We start from the raw sequence: 22,459 nt of genomic DNA on the forward strand, positions 1-22,459 counted from the left end.
AGGAGCTATTACGCCTGAGTTTCAACTGGTCTTTGGAAAGCATTCGCATAATTTCACGATTTATTACCGATGTACATATGAAAAAGGCAGCCCGGGGGCTGCCTTTTTAAATTTTATCCTCTTAAAACTGCTCCAGCTTTTTCTTCAAGAGCTGTAAGGACTTTATTATGTGCTTTTGCAATGTCCTCGTCTGTCAATGTTTTTTCTGGATCGAAATATTTCAATGAGAATGCAAGTGACTTCTTGCCTTCTTCCATTTTTTCACCTTCGTAAAGATCGAAAACATGTACTTCTTTTAAAAGTGCTCCGCCTGCTTCAGTGATGATTTCCTCAAGGTCCCCGGCAGCAGTTGCTTTTTCCACAACAAGAGCTATATCCCTTGTGATGGACGGGAAGCGTGGGATTGCTGTGTACTGCAGCGGTTCAGTTTCTGCTTCCAATAATGCTTTTAGTGATAACTCGAACACATAAGTTTCCTTCAGGTCGAGTGATTTTTGCATGGTTGGATGAACCTGGCCGATGAAGCCGATGACATTGCCATTCAGCAAAATTTCAGCAGTGCGTCCAGGGTGCAGTCCATCCAGCTGAGCCTTTTGGAATCCAAGCTGGCTTTCAAGGCCAAGCTTGGCAGACAGGCCTTCTACAATTCCTTTTAATACAAAGAAATCTACAGGCTTCTTTTCACCTTGCCATGGATGGCTTTCCCACAGACCTGTAATGGCTGCAGCAAGATGTTCGCGCTCCTCTGGAAGCTCTTCATTATTGTTTTTCAGGAAGACTGCTCCCGTTTCATAAACAGCGATACTGTCTATCTGGCGGGCATTATTGTATTTCAATACTTCAAGCAGCTGTGGCACGATGCTTAAGCGCAACAGGCTGCGGTCTTCACTCATCGGCATTGCCAGTTCAACAGGCTCGCGCTTATCCAAAGCGTATTGTGTTGCTTTCTCGGCACTTGTCAGGGAGTACGTCACTGCCTGGTAAAGTCCCGCGCCTTCCACGTAGCGGCGGACAACACGGCGCTTTTTCTGGTACTCCGATAAGTGTCCTGGTGTTGATTCACCTTCAGGAAGGGTAGTTGGGAGGTTGTCATAGCCATACAGACGGCCAACTTCTTCGACTAAATCCTCTTCAATTGTGATGTCTCCGCGGCGAGTAGGAACTGTAACTGTAATCGTGTCATTATCGACAGATGTTTCGAACTTCAGGCGGGCAAAAATGTCCTCAACCTGCTTCATTTCAAGGTCTGTTCCCAATACTTTATTGATTTTTCCAAGAGTGGTTGAAACAACAACCGGCTTCACATCGAGTGAATCAGCTTCCACTACGCCGCCAAGAAGTTCCCCTCCGGCAAGCTCGATCATCAATTCCGCCGCACGTTCTGCAGCAGGGCGCACTCTTTCAGGATCCACGCCTTTTTCATAGCGTGAGCTTGCTTCGCTTCGCAAACCATGGTCCTTTGAAGCCTTTCGGATGGCACCGCCTGTAAAATAAGCGGACTCAAGCAGGACAGTTGTAGTATCGCTGCCAACTTCGGAATTTGCTCCGCCCATTACGCCTGCAAGCGCAACCGGCTCTGTTCCGTTAGTGATGACAAGGTGATCAGGAGTCAATGTGCGCTTCGCATCATCAAGCGTTTCAATCACTTCCCCATCTTTCGCGCGGCGGACAAGGATTTCTTTTGATCCCAATTTATCGTAATCGAATGCGTGAAGAGGCTGGCCATACTCCAATAAGATAAAGTTCGTGATATCAACTACGTTATTGTGCGGACGGATGCCTGCAGCCATCAGCCTTGTTTGAAGCCAAACTGGTGATGGGCCAACTTTTACATTCTTGATCACTTTCGCAACATATAGGGGATTATCTTCTTTCGCCTCAACTGTTACGTTAATATAGTCGCTTGCCTGCTCTGATGAAGTCTCAGGCTGTGGATTCGGAAGTTTAACATCCTTACCTAGAATCGCTCCGACTTCATATGCGACACCAAGCATGCTCATTGCATCAGCACGGTTTGGGGTCAAGCCAAGCTCAAGGATTTCGTCATCCCTGTTAAGGACTTCCAGCGCGTCCTGGCCGATTTCCGTGTCAGGAGTGAAATTGTAGATTCCCTCAGCATACTCCTTCGGTGCCAGCTTGCCTTCAATGCCAAGTTCCTGAAGTGAGCAAATCATCCCGTGGGATTCTTCTCCGCGAAGCTTTGCTTTTTTAATTTTGAAGTTGCCAGGAAGAACAGCACCCACTGTTGCAACGGCAACCTTCTGTCCTTTGCCGACATTAGGCGCACCGCAGATGATCTGGACTGTCTCACCGTTTCCAAGGTCAACGAGTGTTTTGTTTAGCTTCTCTGCATTCGGATGCTTTTCACATTCAAGGACATGGCCGACAACTACGCCCTTCAAGCCTTCATTTAATTTTTCTACGCCTTCTACCTCGATGCCGCTCTTGGTGATTTTTTCGGCAAGCTCTTCAGCAGAAACGCCTTCCAAATCGATATATTCTTGCAGCCATTTATATGATACCAACATGGTTTTACCCTCCTAATCCTTATTCTTCAACTGAAAATTGCTTCAAGAAACGGACATCGTTAGTATAGAAATGACGGATGTCGTCGACTCCATATTTGAGCATCGTGATACGCTCAGGTCCCATTCCGAATGCAAATCCGGTGTATTTCTTTGAATCGTATCCAGCCATTTCAAGAACATTCGGATGGACCATCCCTGCTCCTAGAATCTCAATCCAGCCAGTTCCCTTACATACGCTGCAGCCTGATCCGCCGCAAATTTTACAGGAAATATCCATTTCGACAGATGGCTCAGTGAAAGGGAAGAAGCTTGGGCGCAGACGGATTTCACGGTCTTCGCCGAACATTTTCTTTGCAAAAACTTCAAGCGTTCCCTTCAGGTCGCTCATTCTAACATTTTCATCGACGACAAGCCCTTCAATCTGCATGAACTGGTGGGAGTGTGTCGCATCATCGTTGTCACGGCGATATACCTTGCCCGGGCAGATGATTTTAACCGGACCCTTGCCCTGGTGTTTTTCCATCGTCCTTGCCTGGACAGGGGAGGTGTGTGTGCGCATCAATGTTTCTTCTGTGATGTAGAAGGAATCCTGCATATCACGCGCTGGATGCCCCTTCGGAAGGTTCAATGCTTCAAAGTTATAGTAATCTTTTTCAACTTCCGGACCTTCTTCTACTGTGTAACCCATACCAATGAAAAGATCTTCAATTTCCTCGATGATGCTTGTAAGCGGATGATGGCTGCCGGTCTTTACAGGTCTACCAGGAAGTGTTACATCAATTTCTTCAGCAGCCAATTGCTTTTGGACGGCTGCCTCCTCGAGTTCCTTTTGCTTCACTTCGATCTGGCCGGAAATCGCATCGCGGACTTCATTTGCCAGGGCACCCATTTTCGGTCTTTCTTCAGCCGATAACTTGCCCATTCCTTTTAGCACTTCTGTGATTGGACCCTTTTTTCCAAGATAGGAAACGCGAATATCATTTAATTCTTTAAGGTCGGCTGCTGCGGCGACTTTTTCAAGAGCCTCAGCCTGCAGTTCTTTTAAACGATCCTGCATGGTAAATCCTCCTTCATATTCTTCTTTTTTGAACACAAAAAGACCTCATCCCGGATAAAGGGACGAGGTTCAAGGTTATCGCGGTACCACCCTTTTTAACAGGCAATACTGTTATGTATTACGTGTTCGCTTCATTGAGATAACGGCTTGTGCCGGTGCATCTTTACGCTTAGAGAAGCGGTCCCGATGCCAACTTAGGAGGTGAACTTCGCTTGTATGTTCCATAAAAATGCTTCCAGTCACCGGCATTTTCTCCCTGGATGGCCATCTTCAAGCTACTTTTCTCCGTCAACGTTTTTAAAATATTATTTTTGCTGTTTATTATATTATAATCTAAGCGCAGTATCAAATGGTTTTAGCGCCTATTTTGCTGTTTTTAAATAATATAGCAGAATACCTGCAGCCACAGCGACATTCAGTGACTCACTTTTACCGTAGATTGGGATATAAAGATTTTGCGTTGTTTTGTGCAGCAGTTCTTTCTTTACACCGCTTCCTTCATTTCCAACGAGCAAGGCGAAGGTTTCCTTATTGTCCACTTCCGTAAAAACAACTCCATTCTCAAGAGCAGTTCCATAAACCGGTATGTCCTCAGCTTGTAGTTTAGTGGTCCACTCGGACAGGTCGCCACTTAACACTGGCAAATGGAAATGGCTTCCCTGGGCAGAACGGAGCACTTTCGGATTATACATATCGACACTGCCTTTTCCGACAACGACTGCATCAACCCCGGCTGCATCGGCTGTCCTGATCATCGTACCCAGGTTGCCCGGGTCCTGGACAGAATCGATCAGCAAATAGCTTTTTCCTTTTGTCAGCGTCTGCTTCGGCTGCCGGCATACTGCAAATATCCCCTGAGTCGTTTCCGTATCAGCAAGCTGCCTGCTGATTTCATCCGTCACAACCGTAACAGGAATGGAACCGTAATCAAGACCAGGCGGCAGCTCCGTTTTTTCGCTTAAAATAATTTCTTCTACATCTTCTTTTTTTGTGAGTGCTTCTTCAACTAAATGGAAGCCCTCGACAAGGAACATGCGGGTCTTGTCGCGTTCCTTACGCGTCAGCAATTTTTTCCACTGTTTAACTTGCGGATTTTTATCAGATTGAATGTACTTCAACTCTGGCTCTCCTTTAATATGGCTTGTCAATTTTACTATTATAGCTCAAAACAGATACATAATAAAACCAAAATTGTTAATCCTATAACCATCTTGGTATTTTGAAAGGAGTTTGAACAAAGGATGAACTTAAACCTTAGGAATGCTGTCATTTCAAATGTAGCAGGAAATTCACAGGACGAGCTTAAAGATACGATCGTCGACGCAATCCAGAACGGCGAGGAAAAAATGCTTCCAGGGCTAGGGGTTTTGTTTGAAGTAATCTGGCAAAACGCCTCAGAGGAAGAAAAGCAGGAGATGCTGAACGCTTTGGAAGATGGATTGAAAGGAAAGCAATAATTTGGGAAGGACTCCTTCATTTTGAGGAGTTCTTTTTTTGTTGCTTTTACACCAAGGTGTAAAACGGGAATATCTTCGCATATTTATTTTGGAAGCATCTTCGAAAAGAGCTTCAATGCGAAAACAGCCATCTATAAAAATAAAGATGAGGAAGCCGTCGGCTCCCTCTTTTATTGCTTATTCAAAAGTTATTTTTTCAACTGTTTCTTTATCAAGACGCTTGATGACTTCAACGATCAGCTTTACAGCGTTTTCGTAGTCGTCACGGTGAAGCATCGCTGCATGTGAGTGGATGTAACGTGTCGCAATTGTGATGGACAACGCCGGTACACCGCGATGTGTCAGGTGGATAGCACCAGAGTCAGTTCCTCCGCCTGCTACTGCATCGAACTGATATGGAATATTCAGTTCATCAGCCAGGTCTGTTACAAAGTCACGAAGACCCTTGTGTGACACCATTGATGCATCATAAATGATGATCTGTGGCCCGTCACCCATTTTGCTGAGCGCTTCTTTTTCGGTTACGCCAGGAGTATCACCGGCGATTCCTACATCAACGCCGAAAGCGATGTCAGGCTGAATCATTTGTGCAGAAGTTTTCGCACCGCGAAGGCCTACTTCTTCCTGAACAGTTCCAACGCCATATACAACGTTTGGATGCTTTGCATCTTTAAGCCCCTTCAGGACATCGATCGCGATTGCACAGCCAATGCGGTTATCCCAAGCTTTTGCAAGAAGCATCTTTTCATTGTTCATGACAGTGAATTCGAAGTAAGGTACGACCATGTCGCCAGGAGTAACTCCCCATTCCTTTGCTTCGTCACGGCTTGAAGCACCGATATCGATGAACATATCCTTGATATCAACTGGCTTTTTGCGTGCTTCTGCAGGAAGGATGTGAGGCGGTTTAGAACCAATGACCCCAGTGATTTCACCTTTGCGGGTAACGATGGTCACTCGTTGCGCAAGCATGACCTGGCTCCACCAGCCTCCGACTGTCTGGAAGCGGATGAATCCTTTGTCATCGATGCTTGTTACCATGAAGCCAACTTCGTCCAGGTGGCCAGCAACCATAATTTTTGGTCCATTTTCATTGCCGACTTTCTTTGCAACCAGACTGCCAAGACCGTCTGTTGTTACTTCATCAGCAAATGGAGTTATGTATTTCTTCATTACTTCTCTAGGCTCACGCTCATTGCCGGGAATGCCTTTGGCATCGGTTAAATCTTTCAGCATTGTTAATGTTTCATCTAATTTCGCCATTATTTCGACTCCCTTAATATGTAGTTTCGAATCCTATTATACTAGACAAGCGAGGTATTGTACAAAAAATTCTGCCTAATAGCCTTGTCGCTGCCTATCATAATTTACTTCATTTTTCTTAATATATGCCTGTTCAATTTGTTCTTCATTCAAGCCTAGCAGCTGGGCAAGCTTCAGATAGCTCTGAAATAATTGTACGTAATCTTCTTTCCTGCGGCTGTTCCTGAATTTTTGTACGAACTCATAAATCGAGAGGAACTGCTTGGTAGTGTCCAGTTCATCCGATTGGCTTTGCGGGATTGTCTCGAGATCATCATAACCACACTCAATACCCAGAGACAGGATAAAATGAACTCCATCCACAAATTCCTCAAGGATGATTTCTGTTTGGGAGGGCGGCTTTACACTCCAAAACTTGAAGCATCTCGTCTCATTCGCAAGCTCGCCGATTTCAACAAGCAGCGCCAGAACCTTCCTGTCAAATAAATCTTCTGCCTCTAATTTATGCTGTGATTCAATATGATGATCCAGTGCTTTTTGCATTTCAAATAGGGTGATTGTATTCATTGTTCAGCTCCATTTAGTCATTTATTAATTAGTAGAAACTGGCTTCTCGATACAGACAGCCATTAGCTTCGTATACTTCAATTCTGCTTCATACACGAGGTTATTTTGACAGCTTTTCTTGCTTTCTCTACAAACCTGTCACAATTCCGGCTTTTTCTTGACAGCTTTTCTTGCTTTCCCATCAAACCTGTCACAATTCCGGTCTTTTCTTGACAGCTTCCCCTTGTTCTCAGTAAAACCTGTCCGAACTTGATCCGACTTCGAACAGTTTCCGCCGTTTCCCCCTAATCCTGTTTTCTGCTCGTGCGGGTACTCCACAAAAAAAGTATAAATCAATTATAAAATAGTTGAAACTATTTGGAATCTCATCCGTAAATAAGGAAAGTTCGCATTGGAGGGGCAGTCATGATCCTGCTTTTACGTATTGTTATCTTGCTTTTATTTATTTTTCTAATATACAGCGCTGTGAAATATTTATTCCATCCGAAAAGAAAGCTGGAGCTTGCTCATGAGCAGAAGCGTTTCTTTTTGCTGGATGATTCAGACAATGTCCGGAAGAATTTCTTATTAACATATAAGGGTGTTTTATTTGAAGGGGAAAAGTATTTAGGCACAACTCCATCTGCTTTTGAAGTTGTTTCCATTTTCATCTGGCCTAAAAAGACGTCTGCGTTGAAGGGGCTCGTCATGGAAGATTTCCAATTCATTGAACGGAAAATCCTCGAGAGCTATCCAGTGGCTAAAATCGACTGGAAAAGCCCGATTAAGGAGTTCATGGCGAATCATGACCAGGATGGGGAATTATAGAATTAAAAAGCGTCCGATCAATACCGGACGCTTTTTCTTATGCCATTAGAATCATAAAAGTTAGCGCTATGTTCTCGTATCAAAAAATTCCCGCCATTTAATGAACGTAATTTTCTCCCGTAACATATAGGCTAACACCAAAAATAAAATCATCAAAATAAGGCCTGTGGCTGAGTCAAACTCTCCGACATACTCCCCGAATATCGTATAAAAGATGACGAATGGAATATTCCCGAGAAATGAAGCAAACATAAAGTCTTTAAATTTACTTTTCCGCTCGTAAAGGCAAAAGCTAAGCAACTGGTAATGTATCACCGGCACAAGCCTCAACAGCGCAACCTGGGCGACGGTTAGATCCCTGAAGCGCCCAACCAGCCTTTTTTTCAGCCTGCTCAATTTGTTCAACATCTCTGGAATCTGTCTCATTAAAAAGTAGAATAATATACTTGCTCCCGACAAACCGAGCAGCGAATATACAATTCCAGGTACGACCCCAAAGATTAATCCTCCAGCGATGCAGACAACCGCAGGAGGTATGAAAACAAATTGGCGGAAAACATGAAACAAGATGAATACAACCGGTGCATACCAGCCTCCAGATTCCACAATTATCAGCAGCATTGACCACGCATCATCCATTCTTGTCACCTGCCCGCGAGTCTCTGTTGCTACTAGCTTATAAAATCATACAAGCTGTTATGCCAAAAGCTTAAATAAATATGTAAATATACCAATTTCAATAATTGCCAGCAGCGGCATTCCATACTTAAACTGGGTATGCTTCGTCTTATGCCTGTAATGCTTCATACCAGCTGTTGCCCCGGTCGCTCCTCCAAGAAAAGCAATATTCCATAATGTTTTTTCGCTTATTCGATAATGATTGTTTCTTGCCCGCTTTTTATCTATTCCCATGGTTAAAAATCCTGCAAGATTCATGACTATGATCACGCCAGCCAAAATCCAGTTCTCCATATCTCCACTTCCCCTTCATAGTTCTATGGCCTCATTATATCTTATAAAAAGAAAAAACCACTCTCAGTATGAGAATGGTTTATCTTATCGGTTTGATTACTTGTTGAATTGTTGCTTAGCTGTTTCAGCCAATTGAGCGAATGCTGCTGCATCGCTTACTGCAAGTTCAGCAAGCATTTTGCGGTTTACTTCGATACCTGCAAGCTTAAGGCCGTGCATCATACGGCTGTAAGAAAGGCCGTTCATGCGAGCTGCTGCGTTGATACGAGCAATCCAAAGTTTGCGGAAGTCGCGCTTCTTCTGGCGACGGTCGCGGAATGCATACATTAGGGACTTCATAACCTGCTGGTTAGCAACCTTGTATAATGTATGTTTAGAACCGAAATAACCTTTTGCTAATTTGATGACTTTTTTACGACGCTTGCGCGTAACTGTACCGCCTTTTACACGTGGCATGTAATTTCCCTCCTATATAAATCGAGATCGCTCGAGTTTACTTAATGTTGTCAAGCATGTGACGAATACGTTTGAAATCGCCTTTTGAAACGATTGCAGATTTGCGAAGCTTACGCTTAGCTTTTGTAGACTTGTTAGCAAATAAGTGGCTAGTGTAAGCGTGTGAACGCTTAAGCTTGCCAGTTCCAGTTTTCTTGAAACGCTTGGCAGTGCCGCGGTGTGTTTTCATTTTTGGCATAGGGACTTCCTCCTCGTTACTTTTCAGTTTTAGGTGCTAGTACCAGGAACATGCTTCGGCCATCCATCTTTGGATGCGATTCAATTGTCGCTACATCTTTGCAAGCTTCAGAGAAGCGATCAAGTACACGCTGACCGATTTCCTTATGAGTTATAGCACGACCTTTAAAACGGATTGATGCTTTAACTTTATCGCCTTTTTCCAGGAACTTGATAGCATTGCGCAACTTCGTGTTGAAGTCATGCTCATCAATTGTCGGGCTAAGACGTACTTCTTTTGTTGTGATGATCTTCTGGTTCTTACGTGCTTCTTTTTCTTTCTTTTGCTGTTCAAACTTGAATTTTCCGTAGTCCATGATTCGGCCTACAGGAGGCTTCGCGTTCGGAGCAACAAGGACAAGATCAAGATTTACGCGCGCTGCGATCTCAAGAGCCTCAGCTTTGGATTTAATTCCTAATTGCTCGCCGTTTTGATCGATCAGACGAATTTCGCGAGCACGAATTCCCTCGTTTAGTAACATCGCATCTTTGCTAATAATTAGCCACCTCCAGGGTTTTATCGAATACATTGTCAAGGAGAAGAAGTACATTGCAAGGACAAAGCCTTTATCTTGCTCACACAATGACATACGATATAGTCCAATTTTTATTTTGCAATAAAAAAAGTGCAGGCGACGACACCCACACTTACGGAAACAAAATAATTAGACGTTTACGTATTACCTGCCAACAGCTTAAGTGCGTCAACCAGGTGAGAAGCGGGTGCTTCTTCTTTCCTAAAACTTGTATTCAGTTCACTCTTGCTAATATAGCATAAAGAAATTGATGTGTCAAACGAATCACTTTCGTTAACTGCAACAAAAAGTATTGTATCAGATAGAAATTCAAGCTGCAATACTTTTTTTCATGCATATTTAAATTTCTCTGTCACGGAATCAGTGCAATATATATTTTGTCACAGCTAAAATCCTTATTTCTTGCTATAATTAATGGTAGAAATAGACAGGAAAGCTGGTGTACATATGCTGATCGCAATCATTATCACCGGTGTGGTCACTGGACTGCTCGCTGGCACCGCATTGAAGTTTTTCAGGACTGGCTATGGTTTTTCCAATGATATTGACAATACGCCTGTTAATATCAAATCATGCCGTAATTGCGGCCAGAGGATTCAGCGCAGCTATACAAAGAATTTGTGTCCTGCCTGTTCCAAACCGATTGAATAATAATAAAAAATAAGAGGAGCCAGCAGGCTCCTCTTATTTTTTGTCCAGCCCCATCGCTAGTCGGGACTGATCAAGGCATTTGCGCATTCCTTATTTCTTCGCTTCCTTCCTGAATGACTCCAGGAATTCATCAAATGAAATTGTTTCGGATTTCTGTTCGCCGTATTTACGGACGTTGACTGCTTTGTCAGCGACTTCATTGTCACCGACCACGAGCATGTATGGAACTTTCTGCATTTGCGCTTCGCGGATTTTATAGCCGATTTTTTCGTCACGGCCATCGATTTCAACGCGGAAGCCTTCTGCTTTTAGCTTTTCTTTGATTTCTCTTGCATAGTCATAATGGACGGAAGGAGAAACCGGGATAATTTGCGCCTGGACTGGAGCCAGCCAAGTCGGGAACGCTCCTTTGTATTCTTCGATCAAAAAGGCTACAAAGCGTTCCATCGTCGATACGACACCGCGGTGGATGACGACTGGGCGATGATGCTTTCCATCTTCTCCGATATAAGTTAGGTCAAAGCGTTCTGGAAGCAAGAAGTCCAACTGGACTGTTGAGAGAGTTTCTTCTTTGCCAAGAGCAGTCTTAACCTGGACATCAAGCTTAGGGCCGTAGAATGCCGCTTCGCCTTCTGCCTCGAAATATTCAAGACCCATTTCATCCATCGCTTCTTTAAGCATAGCTTGAGCCTTTTCCCACATCTGATCATCATCGAAGTATTTCTCTTTATCCTCAGGATCTCTGTAGGATAAACGGAAAGAATAGTCATTCATATCAAAGTCCTTGTAGACTTCAAGCACAAGCTCAACTACACGTTTGAACTCTTCCTTGATCTGGTCAGGGCGGACAAACAGGTGAGCATCGTTCAAAGTCATGCCGCGCACACGCTGCAAGCCAGCCAGCGCGCCGGACATTTCATAACGGTGCATTGTTCCAAGCTCAGCAATCCTGATTGGAAGTTCCCTGTAGCTATGGATGCTGTTTTTGTACACCATCATATGGTGCGGACAGTTCATCGGTCTTAAAACAAGCTGTTCATTTTCCATCTCCATTACCGGGAACATATTTTCCTGATAGTGGTCCCAGTGTCCTGAAGTTTTATAAAGGTCGACACTTCCCATTACCGGAGTGTAGACATGGTCATAGCCAAGGCTGACTTCTTTATCTACAATATAGCGTTCGATGATGCGGCGGATTGTCGCACCCTTTGGAAGCCATAGCGGAAGCCCCTGGCCTACCTTCTGTGAATTTGTAAATAAACTTAGTTCTTTACCAAGTTTGCGGTGATCACGCTCTTTTGCTTCTTCAAGCAGCCTCAAGTGCTCTTTCAGGTCTTCCTTCTTGAAGAAAGCAGTACCATAGATACGCTGGAGCATCTTATTATCGCTGTCGCCGCGCCAGTATGCACCAGCAATGCTCAGCAATTTGAATTCCTTCAGCTTTCCAGTCGATGGAACATGCACGCCGCGGCAAAGGTCAACAAAATCGCCCTGCTCATACAAAGTGACTTTTTCATCAGCCGGGATTGCTTCAATCAACTCAAGCTTATATGGATCACCAAGCTCTTTGAAAAACTTCACTGCCTCATCACGGCTTACTTCTTTACGTACAATCTCAATGTTCTCATTGATGATTTTCTTCATTTCCTTTTCAATTTCCGGCAAATCTTCCGGAGATAAAGAGTGTTCCATATCGATATCATAGTAGAAGCCGCCCTCGATTACCGGCCCTACTCCAAGGTTTACATCTTTATACAGACGCTTGATTGCCTGTGCCATTAAGTGAGCTGAGCTGTGGCGCAGGATTTCAAGCGCTTCCGGATGGTCCGGAGTGACGATTTCAATCGCTGCATCCTCTTCGATCGCTCTCTTGAGATCAAACGGCTGTCCATTGACCATACCGGCAATGGCTTTCTTCTTTAGGCCCGGGCTGATCGAGCTGGCGATATCTTCAGTCGTTGTGCCTGCCGGAAACTCCTTCACTGCTCCATCTGGAAACGATATTTTTAACATGTCTGCCATTGGCTTTTCCTCCCTTTAAAAAAGTGGCGCAATTTTTTGCGCGAAAAATAAAAAAACCCGTCCCTGAAACAGGGACGAGTTTGATCACACGTGGTTCCACCCAATTCCCACTCTTGCGCAAAAATAACGCAGGAATGGCTCTGGTTGCGGTAACGGCTTCTGCCGCCAGCCAATACTTGCCCTATGGGCGTTCACAGCTGGAGTTCAGAGGTGGTAAGCGTTTCTTTAGTGTTAGGAAGTTTTCAGCCAAGCCTTCCCTCTCTGGAAACCTTTCAAGAATGCCCATGTCCTCATCATTACATTTACTATTGATTTAGTATGTACGTAATTATAGTTTGTAATGTTTTGAAAATCAAGTGGGCTATTGTATATTTTCACGATCCTCTTTAAAAAAGTTTACTTTTCATCATGAAAAGCAGAAACTGGATTGACTTTCACACGTTCTTCAAAAAGATTGATGATCGTCCTTACTAACGGCTGATGGGGATCGTCCGTGTACAAGTAAATGGTCTCAGGCGCAATCGACAGCAGCGGAGCAATCGTTCCCGAGTCAACATAGACTGGATGATTGACAAGCAGCTTGCGGTCAATTGTTTTAAACAGATCACTCCGTTTCATTTCTGTGAATTGCTGATTATAAAAAATCATATTTTCGCCGATCACCAGATATAAATGGGACATCTGCGGTTTCCTTTCCTCCAGGAAATCTCTCAATGTATGCAGGAAAACCTGGTACTCCTGTTCCATCTTATACTCATCTATTGCGACCTCTACCCATTTCGAGAGCTGCTCAATATAGGCCTTCAGCCTGAACATCACAAAGGAGTCGAAGGAAAATGAAATTCTCTCATTAAAAATTTCATTGATTGAACTCTGGATGATCCCTTGCTCCTCGACACCTTCCATGAAAGGCACAAGTTCTTTACGATTGCCTTCGATGACGGAGTAAATGATATCAAGGATTTGATCCTGTTCTTCACTGTCATTATAAAAATATGATTCTGCCAGGATGACTCTTAGCCAGTCATCGCGTTTCACATTCACTATAAAATCATAAACACTTTTTTTGAGTAATTGCATTCTTTCCTTTTCACAAAATTCTTCTGGAATAATCACTCTATTTCGATCTTCATTAAGAAGAATTGAATTCGTTTCCTGCCATGAAGCAAGCCTGGTGACTAAATGCTGATACAAATTCCAGGCATCCTGCTTTTTTTGGAAGATGATTTCAATCAACCATATCCCCCCTCTTAAATAATCCCTGATTATATATATGGGGGACTTGGACAATTTAGAAGTATCCATATGATGTATAAAGGGGAATAAGTGCAAAAAAAATGCGCCGCAGCTTGATTAGCGGCGGCACATTTTTATATTCTGCGATTCTTGCCTTCGACTTTAACCGGCTCGGCAAGATATTTAATCCGTTCCATGATTCTTGCTGCCTTCAATTGTTCTTCTTCTCCCCGCTGGCTGTGCGTCAAATGATGCTCCAGCCCTTTAAGGTCAAAGTTCGATGTAAAGAAGGTTGGAAGGTTCTCCAGCATCCGGAACTGCAGGATTGTCCCGAGGATTTCATCCCTTGCCCAGCTGCTCATTGTTTCTGCTCCGATGTCATCAAGCATAAGAACATTTGCCTTTTTGATGGCTTCCAGCTTCTCATTGACAGTATGGTCACCAATCGCATTTTTCATTTCCCGGAAAAATTCAGGCACATATACAATCAATGAACTGATTTGTTTCTGTGCCAATTCATTCGCGATTGCGCCTAGCAAGTAGGATTTACCTGTTCCAAACGGGCCATGAAGAAACAGGCCCTTTTGCTTTTGGCCCTGCTCATAATTCTCAACAAAGTCTTTTGCCATCTTGATCGCCTTGAACCTGCCGGCATCATCGAGCTCAATATCCCCGAACGATGCCTTCAAAATTTCTTTAGGCACAAAAATGCTGTTGATCAGGCGTGCGTTCTTTTGCTGCTCATCATGCATGACCTTCTTTTTGCATCGGTCATATTTTATGTCAATGAAATTTCCTTTTATGAAAAGCTCTGGCTCATACCCTTTAATCATATTCTTGCAGCCTGCGAGGCTCTCGCAATCTTCACAGCCTTTGCTCTGGTTGGAGAACTCATACAACTTTGACATGCTGCCGTCGAGCATTTCCCTGGTAATATACTCAGCATTCTCATCCAGGAATTCCTTGATGTGCTTATCCTGCATGACCTGCCTCTTAATCGCTTCATATCGCTCCTGGAAATTCTGGTTATTCGCCAGCTTCTTCAACGTTTCATTAATGTTTTGCAAAAGGATCACCTCCCAGATTTAAATTTCTTCAGTTCTTCTTCAAGCTTTTTCTTTTCTATTTCAAAATCAGGGTCTGCGGCTGCAGGATCTGTTTGTTGCTGAGGTTCACCCTCGCCCTTTTTCCCAAACCAATCCGGCAGCACTTCTTTGCGGACGGGCTTTCTTTTTCCTGATGAGGAAGGTGTCTTCTTCCCTTCGGCCCATTCAAGATACTGCCTGTGCTCGCTTTTAGCCAGCTGCATCGCATCCTTGACCGTCGATATCTGCTTCCTGGACCAGTGGCTGGCAATTTTTTCGATGTAACCCTTGGTCAGCTTCATATCCGTCTTGAGCATAACATATTGAACTAAAACATTCACGACTCCCGGAAGCAGCTTTTGCTTGAACATTACCTCTTCAATGATCTGCAGATCCCCTTTAGACGGCTCGGCACCGCCTGAGAGATCAATCAGAAGCTGGCGAGGGGATGTTTTCTCAAAATAAACCACCAATTCCTCTTCCTGCGTTTTGGGCTTTTCGATCCCAGCTTTATGCTGGACAGGCTGCGTCCGGTCCATAAGTGCAGGAAGCTGGTCCTGGTGTTCAAATTGGTACCAGTCACGGGCGGCCTTCCGCAATTCCTCTACATCAATTTCATTTTCAGCATTTACAGAGCTCAATACGATATTCTTCATCTTCAGGGCATCAATTCCATATAGGAAAGCAAGGTTGCTGATTGCTTCTTTAACCTTCGAGGTAAAGGCCTTTTTAGGTATGAGAGATTCCTGAAGTCCTCCCAAAAGCAAATCGAAGTTGAACTCCGCAGGATCAATCTGTATTTTCGAAGCCTCGGACCTGCCGATAAACGCATTGCCTTCCTCCGTGTCAAGATCGGCCGCTGAATCCTCATTATGGATAAGTGCCTGAGTAGGCACAGACAAGAAAACGTCCTGGAATGCCTTCGTAATTTCCTCATAGCCAGGCTCGGATTCTGTACTTTTATCACTGAAAAATCGCTTGAGCCGCAAAAATTGATTTTTACCGACTTTGCGATACAAATAGACATTCAACATGCCATCAAGGAAGTATTGTTCAGGAGTCAACGGCGGCTGCAATTCATAAATGAATGAACGTCCTTCCTCGCCATTTTTCACATAGGTCTTCAGCAATCCCATGCCTTCAAGCTTTTGGCGAGCCTGATAAATATCCTTCAGGTTCATATCCATGATTGTCATCAAGTTATGGTGTGTGACAGGCTGTGACCAAAGACGATTTTCTTCGAGTTCAGCCCATAGGGTCATATAAAGGCTTAAACAAGCTGGCCCAATCAAAGGCTGGTATAAGAAAGTGAGCACCTTGCGATCGTAGTCATGCAATAAACCACCAGATGCAACAATATATTGGTCTACAGGCAAAGTCTCTTGCCAATGCTGAGCCATCCTATTCCCTCCATTCTTAATTGTAAGGCTCTGCTACCAAGGCTGTTGATTTCCGTTCCAGGCGCTTCGCTTTCCGCGGGGCTGGCGATGAGCCTCCTCGTCGCTTCGCTCCTGCGGGGTCTCATCTGACCAGCTAAGCCCGCAGGAGTCTTCGCGCCTTCCACTGCAATCAACAGGGCTTTTAAATAAAGTTTGACTTTAACAGAGCCTAATAAAAAAAAGACTATGTAATAAATCCCGAAACAAATTACATTTTCCTCTAGAAAAAACACATGAACAGCCTTAAAAAGAGCTGAAGTTCCCTTCAGCTCTTCAGGATGGTACCGAGGTGTTATGATTGTTCTCTCTTTAATAACTCTTTCAATTCATCAATAAAGACATTGATATCCTTAAACTGGCGGTAAACTGATGCGAATCGGACATAGGCGACTTCATCAATCTTAGCCAGCCTGTCCATGACCATTTCTCCAACGGCTTCGCTCTTAACTTCAGAGACTCCATGGCTGCGAAGTTCTTTTTCTACTTCGGAAACCAGATCTTCAAGTTCTTTTAAAGCGACTGGCCGCTTTTCACAAGCTTTAATCAGACCGCGAAGGAGCTTCTCCCGATTGAACTCTTCACGCGTACCTTCTTTTTTTACGACAATCAAAGGAATTTCTTCAACCTTCTCAAATGTGGTGAAGCGAAATCCGCAAGCTTCGCATTCGCGTCTTCGTCGAATTGATCGGCTATCGTCAACCGGTCTTGAATCAAGAACCCGGGTAGAGTTATTTTGGCAAGTTGGACATTTCATCTCGATCAGCTCCGAATATTTTGAAATATAGAATGAGCGAAGGACCATTCACTTTTTCCGCCAATACGTCCCTAAGCATTATCCTTAATATTATCTTATAAAAAAGATGGTGTCTGGACAAGTGGAACTATTGATTTCCGTATTTGCCTGCGCCAATGAATGTGTGCGTTTTGTCCAGCTTCTCATATATCTTAGTCAACTCTTGTTTGAGGACAGGGTTGATGCCTGCCAATGAAAACTTTTCTGTAGAGATATGTAAGTCGACCGCGGTCTCAAATGGTTTTGTCGTGATTACAGTGGCCGTTAAAAAGGCTGGAATCTTCCCCTTCAACTCGGCTGATATTTCTCCATGATCCTTGGAAACACTCGTAATCTTGTATGAAGAGTCAGCCTTCAGCAAGTCTTCGACACTTTGGAACATCTGGTTAAAGTTCGCTTTATAATAACGTGTCTTAAGCTGGTCGTCCCTGTTGTTTTCACTTGTTCCGCTGAATTTCTCGTACCGTCCTGTTATGGATTTTAATAATGACATCAAAAATCCTCCTGCATATTATTTCTACTAACAGTTTACCGTATTTTTAGGTAAATTAAAAAGAGGTGTATCGCTACACCTCTTGAGAATTTTCATATTTTCAATTATAGAGCTTTAGCTTGTGCTTGCTTTACATGCACAGGACCCATGCCGCGTGGAATTTCGATATTCTCACGAGTTTGAGCACCTAGAGCTTCTGCAATATAGTCAGCTGCAATGTTAGGATTCAGATCGCCGCAAGTGTATACATCAATGCTGGCGTACCCGTGTTCTGGGAAGCTGTGAATAGTTAAATGAGATTCAGAAATAATGACAACTCCGCTTACACCTTGTGGCGCAAATTTGTGGAAAGCCACCTCGCGGATTTCAGCACCTGATTTCAATGCTGCTCCAACAAAAGTTTGTTCAATAAAATCCATATCATTCAATTTTTCAAAATCGCAACCCCAAAGTTCAGAAATTACATGACGACCCATTGTTTCCATATTCAATTTCCCCCTCTAACATTATTAGAATGAATTCCTTAGCTTCAATGGTATCTTAACTACCACGGGGGAAAGTTAGTCCAGAGAGGTCCTAACCCTTTAAGTAGCCAATTGGTACCGTTATTAAGAAGTTCACGATGACTAGTATACTTTGTTTATATTTTTTTTGCAACACATGAAAACAAATTTTTTTCATGAATTTTAAGCTTGAATTTTTATAGTCTGATAGATAGCGAGTCCATGGGCTTTCAAAGGGTCTTCCGCTTAAAAATCGGTATGTATTTTACATGGTGATCTCTGAAAATCACGATCTGAAATGGGCAGTAATATTATACAAAAATAAAAAGCTTGCCGATAAGCAAGCTTTTTACATTATAAGAATTATCCTACCTTTACAGTTGCAGAGTTAGACATTGCGTGGGCTACATGCTTTGTCAGGTCAACAACTCTGCTGGAGTAACCCCATTCATTGTCATACCAGGCAAGAACCTTTACCTTGTTTGCTCCGATGACCATTGTAGACAAACCATCAATGATCGCAGAATGTTCATTCGTGTTAAAGTCGATTGAAACAAGTGGATCTGTCGTGATATCAAGAACGCCTTCGAGCTTACCTTTAGATGCTGAATAGAATGCATCATTGATTTCATCCACTGTTACCTCACGCTTCAGATCGACAACCAGGTCAACAAGCGAAACATTCGGTGTCGGTACTCTCAGCGCCATGCCATGCAGCTTTCCTTTAAGCTGTGGAAGAACAAGAGAAAGTGCCTTTGCTGCTCCAGTTGAGGTCGGAATGATCGATTGGCCGCAAGAACGCGCCCTGCGCAGATCCTTGTGCGGATTATCGATATTATTCTGGTCATTCGTATAAGCATGCACAGTCGTCATCAAACCGTTTTCGATACCGAAAGTATCATCCAGCACTTTCGCGACCGGTGCCAGGCAGTTTGTCGTGCATGATGCATTTGAAATGATATCATGTTTTTCAATATTTAATGCGCTTTCATTTACTCCCATGACAATAGTGATATCTTCATTCGTACCAGGTGCTGTCAAAATCACTTTCTTTGCACCAGCATCGAGATGAAGAGCAGCCTTGTCACGTGAATTGAATTTCCCTGTAGCTTCTATGACAATATCAATCTTCATTTCCTTCCATGGAAGCTCAGCAGGATTTCGATTGCTTAATAGCTTAACTTTCTTACCGTTGACAACCAGGTGATCATCAGCCGGGATGACTTCTCCAGCAAATTGCCCATGAGTGGAATCATATTTTATTAAATGCGCCAAAGTTTCAGCTGGATAGCTCGCATTAATCGCAACAACCTCAAGATTTTCTTCAAGAATGGCTCTTCTGAACACCATTCTTCCAATTCTCCCAAAACCGTTAATCGCAATTCTCGCCTTCATTGTACGGCCCCTTCCGAATTAGTGTTATACTCAATAACCCCTTTGTATGGTATTAGTATAACATATTAAAATTTATTTGTGATAAATAAATGCACACATTTAAAATTTAAAATAATTCTGATAATAATAATCATTTAGGAGGACCCAAATCAGGATAACTGTATTTAGTGAAAATGGAATTAAATTGAGTGAAATCAGGATTAAATCGGCCGAAAAAGGAATCCGCAGGCCAATCGATTCCGGGAAAACAAAAAAGAGCCTATTCGGCTCTTAAGATTTCCCATTCACTTAAAATATCCCTCAGCTGCTGCTTCGATTGCTCGATGTTGCCACTGTTATCGATGACTGCGTCTGCCAGACTGACTTTGTCCTTCAGCGGCATTTGTGATTTGATGCGCGCAGAGGCTTCTTCTTCCGAGAATCCGTTCCGCTTCATCAGCCTTTCCAGCTGAGTCTGTTCATCCACATAGACGACGATGATTTTTTCTACGAGTCCTGTCAGCTTGCTTTCAAACAGAAGCGGAATGTCCAGGACTACTGCCTTTTCATTTGCAGCTTCTGCTTTTGCTCTCTTTTGGGCCATCCGCTCCCTTACGGCTGGGTGGACAATCGAATTGAGCAGCAATCGCTTTTCTTCATTGTTAAAAATGATCTCACCCAATTTAGGACGATTTATCGTGGTGTCATCATCTAAAATGTCCGTGCCAAATTGGCTGACTATATCATTGTATGCTTTCTCTCCTGGTTCAACAGCAAGCCTGGCTTCAATATCTGCATCAATAACAGTCATGCCCATGTCAGTGAACATGGCGGATATCGTGCTTTTTCCGCTTGCTATACCTCCTGTCAATCCGATAACTAATGACATTCTCACTGTATCCTTTCAAGGGCCATTTAAAGCTTCATCAGCCCGATTATGATCAATAAAATTCCTGGTACAAAGGAAAACCTTTGCATCCATCCACTCTCCGAAAAATAACTGCCCATCCTCATTCCTGCATACACAAATAAAGAACTCATGAAGGCAACTGTCAAGGCTAGATATCCTGGAGAAAAACCTAAAAATGCTGCCCCTACCCCTGCACCAAACGCATCAAGCGACAGGGCAAGCCCGAGCATGACAGCTTCAATTCCATTGATGGTACCCGAGCGGTCAAAATCTGCTGTCATTGGCTTTTTCAAAATGTTGATAACGATGCCTAAAGATTTGATTTCTAGATTCAGAATGATTTTTTCGTGGCAGAGCAATTCTGTTTTGTCTTCGCGAAAAAATTGGAACAAGACCCATCCGCCTAAAACGATCAAGACAGTACCGCCCAGCGTCTCTGCCATTCCTGGTGAAAAAAAGCTCTCGAGAAAATGCCCGATCATCATCGCTGCCATCAGGACGACAGCCGAACAAACTGCAATTACAGAAATTGATTTAATCGGGATCTTCATTTTCCTCAATCCATACGTTAACCCTACACTGAAACTGTCAAGGCTGACAGCGAATGCAAGTAAAAGCAGGGAGATTGTTTGTGCCATAAACTGAGCTCCTTCCTGTCAATCGCTACGTTAGTATATGGAAGGAGCCCATTTATGGTGAGAAAATCAACAAGCCAATATACAAGAAAAGCGCAAGCGCCTTGGTAAGCCCCGACAAGCGTTGTAGGGCCGACCAGTGAAGTCGTTCTTTGACTTCATTGGGCGGACCGAAATCAAAAAGTATAGCCGACTGTCCAGAAACGCAGAAACTGGAGACTCCGACAAAGAAGCGCTTTTTGCTTCTGGGGCGGAGTTGAAGTTTCGGAGTTTCTAGGAGGTGCACTAGACAATTCGAAAAGCGGAGGCGACTGCCCAACTCCGACAAGCGTTGGAGGGCTTGACTGTGAAGTCGCTCTTTGACTTCATTGGCAGGACCGAAACGTCTCGAGGAGTTAGGAGCCGCAGCTATACATGCGTCTCGAGCTGCTCAAAGCTAACGCTTCTCGCAAGATACTCAGGGAAGCACAAGCAAGGATGAAAACTGGCTAGGCGCTGGAGCTGGACAATTCTCGAAGTTGAAATGATATAAATTCTGATATTATTATTTAAGCTTCTGGCACGACGGGCAGTAATGCGTTCCCCGCCCGCCAACAACGGTTTTCTCCAATGGTGTTCCGCAAACCTTGCATGGTTCACCCTTGCGCCCGTATGCATAAAGCTGAAGTTGGAACATGCCAATCTGTCCTTGTGAGTTCACATAAGAACGAATGGTACTGCCGCCTTTCTCAACAGCTTCAGACAAAGTGCTGACGATTTCCTTATAAAGCACTGCCTCCTCATCTGGAGTCAGAGTATTAGCAATCCTTTCCGGATGGATTTTTGCCCGGAACAGTGCCTCATCCACATAGATATTCCCGAGGCCAACCAGGATTTTCTGGTCAAGCAGAGCCGGCTTTATTTTCCGATTCGTCCTTTTCAGCTTTTCTGACAGCCATTCTACGGAAAAATCGTCCGAGAATGGCTCTGGCCCTAAATCGGCAAGAGGCTGCGTTTCAAACTCTTTCCCTTTTTCATAAAGGTGCATTGTGCCGAATTTCCTGACATCCTTGTAGCGCAATTCAGTTCCATCGGTAAAATGGAAAATGACGTGCGTGTGTTTATCCACAGGTTCATCCGTATTGAATACTCCATATTTCCCTTCCATCCTTAAGTGGGACACAAGCGCGAAATATTCCGTGTAAAAAATCAGGAATTTCCCTCTTCGGCCAACCTCTTTTATCGTCTGGCCTAACAGTGCATCGTTGAACTGCTCGACCTCATTCGGGCGCTTAATTATCTTTGGCCAAAAACAGAGACTTCTTTTATTTCTTTTCCTATCGTCAGGACCTCTAATGTTCGTCTGACGGTTTCGACCTCTGGTAGTTCAGGCATTTTATCCCGCCTTTCTCTGTAAGTA

At 43.7% G+C, this 22,459-nt stretch carries 23 protein-coding genes, 1 pseudogene and 2 other annotated features; of the genes and pseudogenes, 3 read left to right on the plus strand and 21 right to left on the minus strand.

Annotation, left to right across the window (positions count from 1 at the left end; all coding sequences use genetic code 11):
- Positions 1-113: 113 nt before the first annotated feature.
- The 3 genes from pheT to FOF60_RS18420 all read right to left on the minus strand — a co-directional run bounded on the left by pheT (position 114) and on the right by FOF60_RS18420 (position 4,703).
- On the minus strand, positions 114-2,528 hold the full coding sequence (gene pheT, locus FOF60_RS18410) for a phenylalanine--tRNA ligase subunit beta (protein ID WP_192471446.1): 2,415 nt from the start codon (positions 2,526-2,528) through the stop codon (positions 114-116).
- Positions 2,529-2,547: 19 nt separating this feature from the next.
- Positions 2,548-3,585, minus strand: a complete 1,038-nt coding sequence (pheS, locus tag FOF60_RS18415; RefSeq protein WP_192471445.1) for a phenylalanine--tRNA ligase subunit alpha — start codon at positions 3,583-3,585, stop codon at positions 2,548-2,550.
- A 55-nt stretch (positions 3,586-3,640) separates the two neighbouring features.
- Positions 3,641-3,886: a binding site (T-box leader), on the minus strand.
- Between the two features lie 61 nt (positions 3,887-3,947).
- Positions 3,948-4,703, minus strand: a complete 756-nt coding sequence (locus FOF60_RS18420; RefSeq protein WP_192471444.1) for a TrmH family RNA methyltransferase — start codon at positions 4,701-4,703, stop codon at positions 3,948-3,950.
- Positions 4,704-4,826: 123 nt separating this feature from the next.
- Here FOF60_RS18420 and sspI point away from each other — a divergent pair, with 123 nt between their 5' ends.
- The gene (gene sspI, locus FOF60_RS18425; RefSeq protein WP_023627056.1) at positions 4,827-5,042 is read left to right on the plus strand and encodes a small acid-soluble spore protein SspI; all 216 of its coding nucleotides are present in this window, start codon (positions 4,827-4,829) and stop codon (positions 5,040-5,042) included.
- Between the two features lie 177 nt (positions 5,043-5,219).
- Here sspI and FOF60_RS18430 read toward each other — a convergent pair whose 3' ends face one another.
- Both FOF60_RS18430 and FOF60_RS18435 read right to left on the minus strand, forming a co-directional pair.
- A complete protein-coding gene (locus FOF60_RS18430) occupies positions 5,220-6,305 on the minus strand; it encodes a M42 family metallopeptidase (RefSeq protein ID WP_192471443.1) in 1,086 nt (361 codons plus the stop codon).
- A gap of 75 nt (positions 6,306-6,380) precedes the next feature.
- Positions 6,381-6,872: a dUTP diphosphatase gene (locus FOF60_RS18435; protein ID WP_192471442.1), complete on the minus strand. Its 492-nt coding sequence runs from the start codon at positions 6,870-6,872 to the stop codon at positions 6,381-6,383.
- Between the two features lie 405 nt (positions 6,873-7,277).
- On the opposite strand from FOF60_RS18435, the gene FOF60_RS18440 reads away from it, so the two are divergent.
- Positions 7,278-7,679 (plus strand): sigma-w pathway protein ysdB, encoded by a 402-nt coding sequence (locus FOF60_RS18440; RefSeq protein ID WP_192471441.1) that lies wholly within the window; start codon positions 7,278-7,280, stop codon positions 7,677-7,679.
- A 66-nt stretch (positions 7,680-7,745) separates the two neighbouring features.
- Here the strand turns inward: FOF60_RS18440 and FOF60_RS18445 are convergent, their stop codons facing one another.
- The 5 genes from FOF60_RS18445 to infC form a co-directional block, all read right to left on the minus strand.
- Positions 7,746-8,318, minus strand: a complete 573-nt coding sequence (locus tag FOF60_RS18445) for a TVP38/TMEM64 family protein (RefSeq protein WP_192471440.1) — start codon at positions 8,316-8,318, stop codon at positions 7,746-7,748.
- 57 nt (positions 8,319-8,375) lie between these two features.
- Positions 8,376-8,651: a DUF1294 domain-containing protein gene (locus FOF60_RS18450; RefSeq protein WP_192471439.1), complete on the minus strand. Its 276-nt coding sequence runs from the start codon at positions 8,649-8,651 to the stop codon at positions 8,376-8,378.
- 96 nt (positions 8,652-8,747) lie between these two features.
- Entirely contained in the window at positions 8,748-9,107 is a 360-nt protein-coding gene (rplT, locus tag FOF60_RS18455; RefSeq protein ID WP_102263819.1) for a 50S ribosomal protein L20, read from the minus strand.
- A gap of 37 nt (positions 9,108-9,144) precedes the next feature.
- Entirely contained in the window at positions 9,145-9,345 is a 201-nt protein-coding gene (gene rpmI / locus FOF60_RS18460) for a 50S ribosomal protein L35 (protein ID WP_023627047.1), read from the minus strand.
- 16 nt (positions 9,346-9,361) lie between these two features.
- Positions 9,362-9,865 carry a translation initiation factor IF-3 gene (gene infC, locus FOF60_RS18465; RefSeq protein ID WP_144477486.1) on the minus strand — a complete coding sequence of 168 codons (504 nt, stop codon included), beginning with the start codon at positions 9,863-9,865 and terminating at the stop codon, positions 9,362-9,364.
- Positions 9,866-9,997: 132 nt separating this feature from the next.
- Positions 9,998-10,124: a sequence feature (ribosomal protein L20 leader region), on the minus strand.
- 242 nt (positions 10,125-10,366) lie between these two features.
- Between infC and FOF60_RS18470 the strand changes: the two genes are divergently transcribed.
- Positions 10,367-10,570 (plus strand): hypothetical protein, encoded by a 204-nt coding sequence (locus tag FOF60_RS18470; protein WP_192471438.1) that lies wholly within the window; start codon positions 10,367-10,369, stop codon positions 10,568-10,570.
- Between the two features lie 90 nt (positions 10,571-10,660).
- Here FOF60_RS18470 and thrS read toward each other — a convergent pair whose 3' ends face one another.
- The 11 genes and pseudogenes from thrS to mutM form a co-directional block, all read right to left on the minus strand.
- Entirely contained in the window at positions 10,661-12,592 is a 1,932-nt protein-coding gene (gene thrS / locus FOF60_RS18475) for a threonine--tRNA ligase (RefSeq protein WP_192471437.1), read from the minus strand.
- A 396-nt stretch (positions 12,593-12,988) separates the two neighbouring features.
- Positions 12,989-13,828 carry a putative sporulation protein YtxC gene (gene ytxC / locus FOF60_RS18480; RefSeq protein ID WP_192471436.1) on the minus strand — a complete coding sequence of 280 codons (840 nt, stop codon included), beginning with the start codon at positions 13,826-13,828 and terminating at the stop codon, positions 12,989-12,991.
- A 134-nt stretch (positions 13,829-13,962) separates the two neighbouring features.
- Entirely contained in the window at positions 13,963-14,895 is a 933-nt protein-coding gene (gene dnaI / locus FOF60_RS18485) for a primosomal protein DnaI (protein WP_192471435.1), read from the minus strand.
- Positions 14,896-14,900: 5 nt separating this feature from the next.
- Positions 14,901-16,313, minus strand: coding sequence for a replication initiation and membrane attachment family protein (locus FOF60_RS18490; RefSeq protein ID WP_192471434.1), 1,413 nt, complete (start codon positions 16,311-16,313; stop codon positions 14,901-14,903).
- Between the two features lie 331 nt (positions 16,314-16,644).
- Complete coding sequence (nrdR, locus tag FOF60_RS18495) at positions 16,645-17,106, minus strand: transcriptional regulator NrdR (RefSeq protein ID WP_041967634.1); 462 nt, start codon at positions 17,104-17,106, stop codon at positions 16,645-16,647.
- A gap of 127 nt (positions 17,107-17,233) precedes the next feature.
- Complete coding sequence (locus FOF60_RS18500) at positions 17,234-17,638, minus strand: hypothetical protein (protein ID WP_192471433.1); 405 nt, start codon at positions 17,636-17,638, stop codon at positions 17,234-17,236.
- Between the two features lie 104 nt (positions 17,639-17,742).
- Positions 17,743-18,123 (minus strand): adenosylmethionine decarboxylase, encoded by a 381-nt coding sequence (gene speD / locus FOF60_RS18505; protein ID WP_192471432.1) that lies wholly within the window; start codon positions 18,121-18,123, stop codon positions 17,743-17,745.
- 381 nt (positions 18,124-18,504) lie between these two features.
- On the minus strand, positions 18,505-19,536 hold the full coding sequence (locus tag FOF60_RS18510; RefSeq protein WP_192471431.1) for a glyceraldehyde-3-phosphate dehydrogenase: 1,032 nt from the start codon (positions 19,534-19,536) through the stop codon (positions 18,505-18,507).
- A gap of 259 nt (positions 19,537-19,795) precedes the next feature.
- Positions 19,796-20,404, minus strand: a complete 609-nt coding sequence (coaE, locus tag FOF60_RS18515) for a dephospho-CoA kinase (protein WP_192471430.1) — start codon at positions 20,402-20,404, stop codon at positions 19,796-19,798.
- A 26-nt stretch (positions 20,405-20,430) separates the two neighbouring features.
- Positions 20,431-21,063, minus strand: a complete 633-nt coding sequence (gene ytaF / locus FOF60_RS18520) for a sporulation membrane protein YtaF (RefSeq protein WP_192471429.1) — start codon at positions 21,061-21,063, stop codon at positions 20,431-20,433.
- Between the two features lie 541 nt (positions 21,064-21,604).
- Positions 21,605-22,434, minus strand: a pseudogene (mutM, locus tag FOF60_RS18525) (DNA-formamidopyrimidine glycosylase).
- Positions 22,435-22,459 lie beyond the last annotated feature (25 nt).

The organism is Mesobacillus jeotgali (assembly GCF_014856545.2).
In the GTDB taxonomy this organism is placed as follows: Bacteria; Bacillota; Bacilli; order Bacillales; family Cytobacillaceae; genus Mesobacillus.